This is a genomic window from Streptomyces phaeolivaceus, assembly GCF_009184865.1.
Classification (GTDB): domain Bacteria; phylum Actinomycetota; class Actinomycetes; order Streptomycetales; family Streptomycetaceae; genus Streptomyces; species Streptomyces phaeolivaceus.
Map to the genome: position 1 here is coordinate 4,285,524 of NZ_CP045096.1, position 11,159 is coordinate 4,296,682.

General features: G+C 73.3%; 8 protein-coding genes. 6 read left to right on the forward strand and 2 right to left on the reverse strand.

Annotation, left to right across the window (positions count from 1 at the left end):
* Positions 1-26: 26 nt before the first annotated feature.
* The 5 genes from F9278_RS20030 to F9278_RS20050 all read left to right on the forward strand — a co-directional run bounded on the left by F9278_RS20030 (position 27) and on the right by F9278_RS20050 (position 6,066).
* On the forward strand, positions 27-707 hold the full coding sequence (locus F9278_RS20030; RefSeq protein ID WP_152169592.1) for a CBS domain-containing protein: 681 nt from the start codon (positions 27-29) through the stop codon (positions 705-707).
* Between the two features lie 121 nt (positions 708-828).
* Positions 829-1,608: an HAD family hydrolase gene (locus F9278_RS20035; protein ID WP_152169593.1), complete on the forward strand. Its 780-nt coding sequence runs from the start codon at positions 829-831 to the stop codon at positions 1,606-1,608.
* 17 nt (positions 1,609-1,625) lie between these two features.
* Positions 1,626-3,998: a glycoside hydrolase family 65 protein gene (locus tag F9278_RS20040; RefSeq protein WP_152169594.1), complete on the forward strand. Its 2,373-nt coding sequence runs from the start codon at positions 1,626-1,628 to the stop codon at positions 3,996-3,998.
* Between the two features lie 152 nt (positions 3,999-4,150).
* On the forward strand, positions 4,151-5,095 hold the full coding sequence (locus F9278_RS20045) for a universal stress protein (RefSeq protein WP_152169595.1): 945 nt from the start codon (positions 4,151-4,153) through the stop codon (positions 5,093-5,095).
* Between the two features lie 74 nt (positions 5,096-5,169).
* Positions 5,170-6,066, forward strand: coding sequence for a universal stress protein (locus F9278_RS20050; protein ID WP_152169596.1), 897 nt, complete (start codon positions 5,170-5,172; stop codon positions 6,064-6,066).
* Positions 6,067-6,158: 92 nt separating this feature from the next.
* Here the strand turns inward: F9278_RS20050 and F9278_RS20055 are convergent, their stop codons facing one another.
* Complete coding sequence (locus F9278_RS20055) at positions 6,159-7,016, reverse strand: universal stress protein (protein WP_152169597.1); 858 nt, start codon at positions 7,014-7,016, stop codon at positions 6,159-6,161.
* 270 nt (positions 7,017-7,286) lie between these two features.
* On the opposite strand from F9278_RS20055, the gene F9278_RS20060 reads away from it, so the two are divergent.
* Positions 7,287-10,082 (forward strand): cation-translocating P-type ATPase, encoded by a 2,796-nt coding sequence (locus F9278_RS20060; protein ID WP_152169598.1) that lies wholly within the window; start codon positions 7,287-7,289, stop codon positions 10,080-10,082.
* Positions 10,083-10,390: 308 nt separating this feature from the next.
* Here the strand turns inward: F9278_RS20060 and F9278_RS20065 are convergent, their stop codons facing one another.
* Positions 10,391-11,158: a hypothetical protein gene (locus F9278_RS20065; protein WP_152169599.1), complete on the reverse strand. Its 768-nt coding sequence runs from the start codon at positions 11,156-11,158 to the stop codon at positions 10,391-10,393.
* Position 11,159 lies beyond the last annotated feature (1 nt).

Here is an 11,159-nt window from a genome sequence, read left to right on the forward strand (position 1 = left end):
GTCACGGAGCACCACGGGAGGACACCATGCCCGGCACCCCGTACGTCGTCGACGACGTGATGACCCGTACCGTCGTCGCCCTGCGTGACGCGGCGGAGTTCAAGGACATCGCCAGGACCCTGCGGCAACGGCGGATCAGCGCGCTGCCCGTGCTGGACGCCGACGGCAGGGTCGTCGGCGTCGTCTCCGAGGCCGACCTGCTGCCGAAGGAGGCGTTCCGCGACCGAGACCCGGCGGATGCCCGGACCCGGCACGCGACCGCGCGGGCCAAGGCCCGCGCGGTGACCGCCGGAGAGCTGATGACCAGCCCCGCGGTCACCGTCACCGCGGACGCCACCCTCGCCCGGGCGGCCCGGCTGATGGCCCGCCACCGGGTCAAGCGGCTGCCCGTGGTCGACGCCGCGGGGACGCTGAAGGGCATCGTCAGCCGCTCCGACCTGCTCGACGTGTTCCTGCGCGGCGACGAGGAGATCGCCGCGGATGTGCGCCGCGAGATCGCGACCCATCTGCTGGCGGTTCCCGTACGCCCCGTCGACGTGGAGGTACGTGACGGCGTGGTCACCCTCACCGGCCACGTCCGCGACACCACCCTCATTCCGCTCCTCGTCCGCCTGGTGCGGGCCGTCGAAGGCGTGGTGGACGTGGACTGCGAGCTGGAGGGCCCGTTGCGCCGTCCGGACCTCGACCCCGACCTGCGCGCACGGTGAAGCGCCGGTTCCCCGCCGCGCCTTTGAGAAGGCCGTTCGGCCCACGCGCTTCCCCGGGGCGGGAGCGGGATCCTGGACGTGGCGAAAGGCTGGCACGGCGGGCGGAGGAGGGAGAAGAGACTTGACCGAGCGGCCCCCCTACGTACTCGCGCCCGCGCTGCGGGGCGTCGACGCGGTCGTGTTCGACACCGACGGGGTGATCACCGACTCCGCCCGCGTGCACGCCGCCGCCTGGAAGACCGCCTTCGACGACCACCTGGCCACACACCCGCCCGCCGACCCCGCGCAACGGCGCCCCTTCGACGCCCGCGACGACTACCTGCGGTACGTGGACGGCAGGTCCCGACTCGACGGCGCCGCCGCCTTCCTCGCCGCACGCGGTCTCGACCCGGCGCCGGAAGCCGTGGGCGCCGTCGCGGAGCACAAGGAGCGGCTGTTCACCGAGCGGTTGCGCGCGCACGGCATCGACGCCTACCCCGGCACAGTCCGGCTGGTACGGGCCCTGCGCCGGGCGTCGACACCGCTCGCCGCGGCCTCCGCCTCCCGCCACGCCCGTGAACTGCTCACCCGGGCCGGTGTGCTGGACCTCTTCGACGCCCTGGTCGACGGGGGCGAGGCAGCCCGTCTGGGCCTCGCGGGCAAGCCGCACCCCGACCTGTTCCTGGAGGCCGCGCGCCGCCTCGCCGTGCCGGCCGGGCGCTGCGCGGTCGTGGAGGACGCCCTGGCCGGTGTCGAGGCGGGCCGACGCGGCGGGTTCGCCCTGGTCGTCGGTGTGAACCGCACGGGTGGCCCCGACACGGCGGCGGCCCTGCTGCGGCACGGCGCCGACATCGTCGTACCCGATCTCGCGGAACTGCTCGAACCGGATGAAAACGAAAAAGAAGAAGAAAGCGAAGACTAAGACGAAGGGGTACGCCGGTGACGTCCTGGACCTGGGATTACGACGGCTACGATCCCTCCGCCGAGCGCCTTCGGGAGTCGCTGTGCACCCTGGGCAACGGCTACCTGGCCACGCGCGGCGCGCTCCCGGAGTGCGCGGCGGACGACGTGCACTACCCGGGCACCTACGCGGCCGGCTGCTACGACCGGCTCACCTCGGACGTCGCCGGGCGGCGGGTCGAGAACGAGGACATGGTCAACCTGCCGAACTGGCTGCCACTGCGCTTCCGGCCCGCCGGGCGCAAGGAGTGGCTGACACCAGACACGGCCGAAGTCCTCGACCACCGGCACGTTCTGCGCCTGTCCTGCGGTCTGCTGGAGCGCCGGACACGGTACGGGCTCGGTGACGGGCGGGTGCTGGCGGTGCGCCAGCAGCGGCTGTTGCACATGGCCGACCCCCATCTGGCGGCCCTGCGCACCGAGTTCACCGCCGAGGGCTTCACCGGGGAACTCGATGTCGAGGCCGCGCTCGACGGGAATGTCACCAACTCCGGTGTGCCGCGCTACCGGGACCTGGACGGCCGTCATCTGACGCATGCGCACGCGGGAAGCGCCGCCCCGGAAACGGTGTGGCTGCGCTGCCGTACCCGCACCTCGGACATCCGGATCGCGATGGCGGCCCGGCTGACCTGCGACGGGCCGGTGTCGGACGCGTACCGGTCCGGGCGCGCGGTGCAGCGCGCCCACCTGCGGCTGGCCCCCGGCCGTACCGTGACCGTCGACAAGACCGTCGCCGTGCACACCTCCCACGACCCGGCGATCAGCGACCCGCTGCGCGCGGCCGTGGACCGGGTGGGCGCCGCGCCCGGCTTCGACGAACTGCTGGAGTCGCACCTGACGGCGTGGGACCAGCTGTGGCGGCGGGCCGAGCTGGACGTGCCCGGGGAAGCGGGCCGCGTCCTGCGGCTGCATCTCTTCCACGTGCTCCAGACCCTCTCCCCGCACACCGCCGACCTCGACGTCGGGGTACCGGCGAGGGGACTGCACGGCGAGGCGTACCGCGGGCACGTCTTCTGGGACGAGCTGTTCGTCCTGCCCTATCTCGACCTGCACTTCCCCGAGGTCTCGCGCGCCCTGCTGCGCTACCGTCACCGCCGTCTGGACCGGGCCCGCGCCTCGGCCCGCGCCATCGGCCGGCGCGGCGCGCTGTACCCGTGGCAGAGCGGCAGCGACGGCCGCGAGGAGACACAGGAACTGCATCTCAACCCGTGCTCGGGGCGCTGGCTGCCGGACCACTCCCGGCTCCAGCACCACGTCGGCTCGGCGATCGCGTACAACGTGTGGCGGTACTGCGAGGCCAGCGGTGACACCGAGTTCCTGCACACCAAGGGCGCCGAGACGCTGCTGGAGATCGCCCGCTTCTGGGCCGACTCGGCCGTCTGGGACGAGGACATGGGCCGCCACCGTATTCGGGGGGTGGTCGGCCCCGACGAGTACCACGACGCCTACCCGGAAGCCGAGCGGCCCGGCCTCGACGACAACGCGTACACCAACGTCACCGCCGCCTGGGTCCTCACCCGTGCCCTGGACCTGCTGCGCACCCTGCCCGAGCCGCGCAGACGTGAACTGACGGAACGCACCGGCCTGGACGGCGGCGAACTCGAACAGTGGGAGGACGTCTCGCGCACCCTGCACGTGCCCTTCCACGACGGCGTCATCAGCCAGTTCGAGGGCTACGGCGACCTCGCCGAACTCGACTGGGACGGCTACCGGAAGCGGTACGGCGACATCCGCCGTCTGGATCGGATCCTGGAGGCCGAGGGCGACACCGTCAACCGCTACCGGGCCTCCAAGCAGGCCGACGCGCTGATGCTCGGCTACCTCTTCTCACCGGCCGAACTCCGCTCCCTCCTCGCCCGGCTGGGCCACCGCCTCGACGACGGCCGGTGGCAGCGCACTGTCGAGTACTACCTGCGCCGCACCAGCCACGGCTCCACCCTCAGCGGTCTGGTCCACGGCTGGGTGCTGGCACGGGCCCGGCGCGCGGACGCCTGGGCGTACTGCCAGGAGGCCCTGCTCGGTGACGTCGCCGACCTCCAGGGCGGTACCACCGGAGAGGGGATCCACCTGGGCGCCATGGCCGGCACCCTCGACCTCGTACAGCGCGGACTGACCGGCCTGGAGACCCGTGAGGGCGCGCTGTGGCTCGACCCGGTGCCACTGCCCGAGCTGTCGTCGTACACGTTCTCCCTGCGCTACCAGGGGCACTGGGGTGTACGGCTGCGGCTGGAGCACGGGTGCCTGGAGGTCGAGGTGCCGCCGTCCGACCGCGCGCCGATCGACATCCGGCTGCCGGACCGCACGGTGTCCGTGGCGCCCGGCGAGACGTGCCGACTGGCCCTGACGGACTGATCGCCCGGCCGGGGACGGGCCGGGGGCAGAGCGCACGGGCTGGACGAGGGCCGGTCGGCCCCCGCAAGGGACCTGGCAGCCCATCCCCGCGCGCGGGTCGCGGCGCCAGGCTGGAAGCAGGACGAAGAGCCGACCAGCCCGGAGGTGTCGTGATGGTGCTGCCCGTTGTCGCCGGAGTCGACGGTTCAGCCGAGAGCCTGGCCGCCGCCATGGGGGCACCTCCCACGCCCTTGAGGCAGTGGGGGAGGGCGGCCCGCGAGGCCGTACGGCGTGAGCGGCCGTTGCTTCTGGTGCACGCCTGGAACTGGCATCCGCGCCAGGAGGAGGGTGAGAGGGAGATCGCGAACGCGGCCCAGCGGCATCTGGCGCGGCGCTCACTGCGGCAGGCGGAGCAGCGGATCCGTGCCGTGTGCCCGGAGGTCCACCTCTCCGACGAACAGGTCGAGGGGCCCGCGACGGCGGCCCTGTTGAAGGTCGCCGACCAGGCCGAACTGACGGTGCTGGGCTCGCGCGGGCTGAGCGGCTTCACCGGGTTCCTGGTGGGTTCGGTCGCGCTCGGCGTCGTCGCGCGGGCCACCCGGCCCGTCGTCCTGGTCCGGGCGGACGAGGAGGCGGCTGACGAGCACCTCCCGGACCAGGACGACGGGAGCCCTTCGACGGACACCGGATACCGGGACGTCGTCCTCGCCCTCGACCTCTCCGACGCGTGCGACGAGGTCATCGAGTTCGCCTTCGAGGCGGCCCGGCTGCGCCACGCCCGTCTGCGGGCCGTGCACGCCTGGCAGGCGCCCGGTCCGCTGAGCCTCGGTGCCGGGGATGTCGGACTGGTGAAGGAGCCCCAGCAGTCCCACGAGTGGCTGGGCTTCCTCAAGGCCGTGCTTCAGGTGTGGCGCGACAAGTACCCCGACGTGGAGGTCCTGGAGAGCGTCGTCGAGGACAGGCCCACCACCGCGCTCGTACGGGCCGCGACCGGAACGAGTCTCCTCGTCGTCGGCCACCGCCTCACCGAGCGGCCGCTCGGCCCGCGCACCGGGCCGGTCACCCACGCGGCGATCCAACACGTCGGCTGTCCCGTGGCCGTCGTACCGCATCTGTGAGGGTTCACCGAACACCAACTGCACCAACATCGGCGATACGCCGACATACCTGACAACAAAGGGAGTTGACGACCATGCTGAAGCCTGTCGTGGCCGGTATCGACGGTTCGCGCGAGAGTATCGCCGCGGCCGACTGGGCGGCCCGGGAAGCCCTGCTGCGGGGACTGCCACTGCGTCTGGTGCACGCTTGGGAGGGCCTGCCCGAGGACGACGGCGACGCCGATCTGCCCGAGCTGCGCGCACCGCAGTACCACGCACGCCGGGTGCTGCGCACAGCCGTCGAACACCTCAACGACCGGTACCCGGGGCTGTACATCGCCGCCGAGCAGGTACGCAGGCAGCCCGGCCCGGCGCTGCTTGCCGAGGCGGAGAACGCCGAGCTGCTCGTCATCGGAAGCCAGGGGCTCGGCGGGGTCGGTGCCTTCATGTCCGGGTCGGTCGCGGGCGCCACCATGGCTCACGTGGACCGCCCGGTCGTCCTCGTCCGCGCCACCGAGACCGAGGCGGACGAACACCTGTCCGACGGTCCCCGGAAGGCGTCGGCCCGCACTCCCTACCGGGAGGTAGCGGTCGCTGTAGACACCGACGGCCCTTGCGACGACGTCCTGGACTTCGCCTTCCGCGCCGCCGAACTCCGGCACTCGCCGCTGCGCGCGGTGCACGCCTGGCACGTGCCGCTCAGCCGGGGCGTGGCGGGGGCGGAGGAACGGGCGCGGATCAGGGAGGAGGCGGAACGCGAACTGACCGCGCTCCTCGAACCCTGGCGCGCGAAGTACCCAGGCGTGACCGTCCACGAGACCCTGCACGAGGGGCGCGCCGGGCACGTCCTGGTGCGGGCCGCGGAGGGAGCCGGTCTGCTGGTCGTGGGCCGCCGCAGGCGCCGTGTCGGCGTCGGCCCGCACACCGGTCCGGTGGTGCACGCGCTGATCCACCACGTGCCCCGGCCCGTCGTGCTGGTGCCGCACGACTGAACGACCTGTCAGTGATGCCGGACGAACAGGGAAAAGGAGGGGCGGGCCGCTTCCAGCGGCCCGCCCCTCCTTTTCCTTTCTGTCTGTCGGTGTCAGTCGTGCGGGACCACGGCGACCGGGCTCACGGCGTGGTGCAGCACCGTGTGCGCGACGGGCCCGAGCTTCCACGTCAGGGGCGAGGTGTGCCGACGGCGGCCGATCACCATGAGCCGGCCGCGCGCGGAGGCGGACACCAGAGCCTGCGCGGCCGTACCCGTGACGACCTGTTCGACGACGACCGGCACGTCGGGGAACTTCTCCCGCCAGGGCGCCAACGCGGCACCGAGCAGGGCGCTTTCCTCGGCCTCGGCCCTGCCCTCGTGAGCGCGCGCCCGTACGGCACGCACACCGACGCCGTACGCCTGCGCGGCGGTGAACGCGAACTCCAGCACCGGGTCCGCGGCCGCCTCCGGGTCCCGTACGCCCACCACCACCTCGTCCCGTTCCGCTGCGGCCGGGTTCTCCCAGCTCTCCTCCACGGCCAGGTCGCCGGCCCGGACGGTGACAGTGGGGCACGGCGCGAGGCCCAGCACGTGCAGGCTGATGGAACCGAGCAGGAAGCCGGCCAGCGAGCCGTGCCCACGGGAGCCGAGCACCAGCACTGCCGCGTCCGCGGCGCGTTCGAGCAGCGCCTTGGCGGCGGGCTCCGACACCAGCTCCGTGGTCAGGTCGAGATCGGGGTGGCGGTGCAGCAACTCGGCCTGCGCGCGCCGCAGTACGTCCCGCCCGTACTGCTGCTTGCTGCGGGCCTCCTGCGGGATCGGCACGTTGAGCGGCTGGGTGGTCCACGAGTGCAGCAGGACCAGGGGCAGCCGCCTGCGGGCTGCCTCGTCGGCGGCCCACCATGCGGCGGTCACGCTCGCGGGGGAGCCGTCGAGTCCGACGACGACGGGGCCGACAGGTCCGGTCATGGCAAACCTCCTCGGTCTGGCGCGACCCGTCACACCCGGCCGCGCAGCACGGTCTTGTCCTGGCTACCAGCGTCACGGGACGGGCAACGGCCGGGACAGGGCCGGACGGTGTGCCGCAGGGGACCGACCGGCCCTGTCCCGGCCACCGTGCGTGAGGAGAGCCTGAGCCGAGGGAAACGGGACCGGGCTGCCGAGCTCGATGCCCCGCCGGGCGGCCCTTCGCCACGCGGACCGACCCGTCGCCGTGATCCGACCGGAGGAAGACTCACCATGGCCGAGCCGACGACCCTCACGAAGACCGCACACCCCGGAGCCGCCGAACCCCGTCCCGCAGCGGCCACGGACGCCCACCGGCTCGCCCCCGCAGAGTTGGCGGCCCTGCTCGGCGTCGACCCGGCAGCGGGCCTGGCCACAGAGGCCGCCGCCGAACGGGTGGCCGTCCAAGGCCCCAACCAGCTCGCCGAACCCGCCCGCCGCCCCGAGTGGCTGAAGTTCCTGGACCAGTTCCGCAACTGGCTCATCGGCATCCTGCTCCTGGCCGCCGTGGTGGCCGCCGCCATGGGAGACCTCAAGGACGCCATAGTCATCACCGTCGTCCTCCAGATCAACGCCGTCCTCGGCTACCTCCAGGAGCGCCGCGCCGAACGCAGCCTCGAAGCCCTGCGCCGGATGCTGGTGCCCACGGCCCGGGTCCGCCGCGACGGCACGGAACAGGTCGTGGCCGCACACACCCTCGTCCCCGGCGACCTCGTCCTCCTGGAGGCCGGCGACCGGGTCCCGGCCGACGGGCGGCTCGTCGTCGCCGAGTCGGTGGAGGCCGCCGAGGCCGCCCTGACCGGCGAGTCCCAGCCCGTCACGAAGAACACCGCGGCCACCGCCCCGGACATCCCGGACCCGGTACCGGTGGCCGAGCGCACCGGCATGCTCTTCATGAACACCTCCCTGACCCGCGGCCGGGCCGAGATCGTCGTCACCGCCACCGGCATGGACACCGAGCTCGGCACGATCGCCGCCGAGCTGCGCACCGGCACCGAACCGCCCAGCCCCCTCCAGATCCAGCTCGACAGCCTCGGCAAACGGCTCGCCCTGCTCAGCGGGGTCGCCGTGCTGCTGTACGCCCTCACCGCACTGGTCCGCGGCGAGTCGCTGTCCGACCTCGCGCTGCGCGCCGTGGCCCTGGCCGTCGCCGCGATCCCCGAGGGCCTACCCGCCGTACTCGCCCTGACGCTGGCCCTCGGGGTGCGCCGGATGGCCGGCCGGGGCGCCATCGTCAAACGCCTGGCCGCGGTGGAGTCGCTCGGCTCGGCCACGGTCGTGTGCAGCGACAAGACCGGCACCCTCACCCTCAACGAGATGACCGTACGGTCCCTGTGGACCGCCGGGAAGCACTACGACGTCACGGGCGAGGGATACGCGAAGCGCGGCGAGATACACACATCCGGCACCCAACAGCCGGTGCGAGCTGTCAAGTTGACGGATGCGCTGCTGCCGTTCGCCCTCTGCAACGACGCCCGCCTCACGGACGAGAGCGACGCAGGCGGGTCAGGCTTCGTCGGCGACCCGACCGAGGCCGCACTCGTCGTCCTCGCCGCGAAGGCCGGCCTGGACGCCGACCGCCTGCGCGCCGAGCGGCCCCGCACGGGCGAACTGCCCTTCGACGCGGCCACCAAGTACATGGCGACCTTCCACCCCGAACCCGACGGCCGCACCCGTGTCCTGGTGAAGGGCGCGGTGGACGTCCTGCTGGACCTGTGCGCGGACATCGTCACCGAGGACGGCGTCCGCCCCCTCGACGAGCCCCGCCGCGGCGAACTCCTGGCCGTCACCTCGCGGATGGGCGGCGCGGGCCTGCGCGTACTCGGCGCGGCCACGGCGCTGCTCGACGAGCCCCCGGCCGCCTACGACGCCTCCGCCCTGCCCGCCCTGACATTCCAGGCGGCCGTCGGGATCGCGGACCCGCCCCGCCCGCAGGCACGTGAGGCCATGGCGCTGTGCCGGACGGCCGGGGTCGCCGTCAAGATGATCACCGGGGACCACGCGGACACGGCGGCGGCGATCGCCCGCGAACTGGAGATCACCGGCGATGTCGTCACCGGCGCCGACCTGGACCGTATGACGGAGGACGAACTCGCCGCCCGCATCGACGACATCGGCGTCTTCGCGCGCGTCGCACCCCAGCACAAGGTCGCGATCGTACGGGCGCTGGCGAGCCGGGGCCACGTCGTCGCCATGACCGGGGACGGCGTCAACGACGCCGCCGCGCTGCGCGCCGCCCACATCGGGGTGGCCATGGGGCGCGGCGGCACCGACGTGGCCAAGGAAGCCGCCGACATGGTCCTCACCGACGACGACTTCTCCACCATCGTGCGGGCGGTGCGCGAGGGCCGCGCGATCTACGGCAACATCGTGAAGTTCGTACGCTTCCAGCTGGCCACCAACTTCGGGGCGATCCTGACCCTGCTGGGCGCCTCCCTGGCCGGACTGCCGGCCCCCCTCACCGCCGCCCAGCTCCTGTGGATCAACATCATCATGGACGGCCCGCCCGCGATGGCCCTGGCCGTCGACCCGGCCCGCGACGACGACATGCGCCACCCGCCCCGCGACCCCGGCGAACGCATCCTGGACGCCCGCCGCCTCCTCGCCATCTCCCGGGCCGGCGCGGTGATGGCCCTGGGCACGGTGACCCTGCTGGCCCTGGCCCGCCCCCGCGTCGGCACGGACACCGCCCTGACCATGGCGTTCACCACGTTCGTCCTGTTCCAGCTCTTCAACGCGCTGTGCGCACGCGCCGAGGGCGGCCCCCTGCTGGGCCGCCACCAACTGCGCAACCGCACCCTGTGGCTGTGCCTGACCGGCGTACTCGCCATCCAGGCCGCAGCGGTGCACCTCCCCTGGGCCCGCGACGCCTTCGGCACCGTGCCGCTCGACGCCGGGCAGTGGGCCGTGTGCGCGGCGACGGCGTCCACCGTGCTGGTCGCCGAACTGGTAGTACGCGCGGTGGGGGTGGCGTGGCGGCGCGGGCACGAGCCGGCCTCCCGGTCCCACCGCCGGAATGCGGCGCCTTGACCCGCCGTCCGCTGCCCGAGTCGGGCCTGGTGTCTTCACCGGCCCGGCTCGGGCGACGTCCGGGCGGCAGGCGCGGCCGTCGCTCCCCCAGCCCGGGAGTCCCGCTCACCGCCGCCGAGTGGGGTTGTTCACTGCCCTTTCCCCGGCGCGGTGTCCCCGCTCCAGATAGGGCCATTCCTCGGGGTGAGTCGCGATTCTGGCCCGCCGCCATGCCGTGTCGAAGGCAAGCCCCCCGCCACTCGCCCGTACCAGCCGCCATGCCCGCCAGCTCGTCCGCGGTGCCAGCACCCACCGCCACACCGAGGTGCTCACCCACCCCCCGTTTCACCGAGTTGCGCGTGCCCGTTGAGCAGGGACAGTGTCTTCGCGGCGTGCTGCGGACGCTTGGCGTGATCCATGCCGGCCGCCAGCAGCGTGTAGAGCATCAGCTTCTGGGACGGGTCGGGGAAGCTGCCGAGGAACTCCCGCAGCACCTCCAACGCCTCGTGATCGACAGTCCGTTCGTGTGCGGGGCGGTGCCGGGCGAACACCTCCGCCACTTTCTCGGCATCAGTGACAACAGCCGACAGCCTGGACCAGTCGCTGCCATCCCGCTCGATCCACCGCAGCAGCAGGGCGGCCGGATCGGCCAGCTCCGCCGCGACCGCGTCGGTCCTCTGCCGGCGCAGGGCGTCGGCCACGGCCTGCCCGCGCTGCGCGGCGAGCAGATCCGCCACGGCGGCCCGGTCGTCGGGCGCCAGGTCCAGGGCGACCTCGGCCCGGAACTCGACCGGAGGGTCGGTCGGCAATCGGCGCCGACGAGACAGGTGGCGGCCGACCGCATCCCGCGCGGAGGGCAGGTCCCACGGGTCGCACGACTGGGAGACATCGGCCGCCGCCTCTCGCAGGGCGCCCCGTACCGCCGCGGCGATCTCCGCGTCCGTGTCGGGGTAGGGCGGTGGGGTCAGCACCGTGGCCGTGATCCGCGCGGTGAAGCCGATGCCGGGACAGGCGCTGCGCAGCCGGGCCTCGAAGCGGGTCAGGCCGCGCCGTACCGCCCGGCGCGTACGGCGGCGCGCCCATGCCGAGGAGGCCACG